The 379-nt window shown below is 33.8% G+C and carries 2 protein-coding genes; both read left to right on the forward strand.

Annotation, left to right across the window (positions count from 1 at the left end; translation table 11 throughout):
* Positions 1-8: 8 nt before the first annotated feature.
* Positions 9-137: a class III lanthipeptide gene (locus ACVYAD_RS25160; RefSeq protein WP_476424943.1), complete on the forward strand. Its 129-nt coding sequence runs from the start codon at positions 9-11 to the stop codon at positions 135-137.
* A 36-nt stretch (positions 138-173) separates the two neighbouring features.
* Positions 174-302, forward strand: coding sequence for a class III lanthipeptide (locus ACVYAD_RS25165; RefSeq protein ID WP_476424943.1), 129 nt, complete (start codon positions 174-176; stop codon positions 300-302).
* The last annotated feature ends 77 nt before the right edge of the window (positions 303-379 follow it).

Raw genomic sequence — 379 nt, forward strand, 5'->3', positions numbered from 1 at the left:
TGAAATACATGAAAAAGTTACTATCATTACAGCATACTGCACTTGATAAAGAAGTTGTCTTACTAAAAGGGAAATCATCAGTGAGCTTAGGCTGTGATAATATCAGTACTATTAGTTTATACTTCTGCGGTAATTGATGTAAATATTTTTCACTCTAGAAGGAGGTGAAACACATGAAAAAGTTACTATCATTACAGCACACTGCACTTGATAAAGAAGTTGTCTTACTAAAAGGAAAATCATCAGTGAGCCTAGGCTGTGATAATATCAGTACTATTAGTTTATACTTCTGTGGCAATTAATGTAACCGGATTGAATATTTCTCACTCTGGCGGGAGGTGAAATACATGAAAAAGTTACTATCATTACAGCATACTGC

The organism is Lysinibacillus sp. G1-3 (assembly GCF_056322905.1).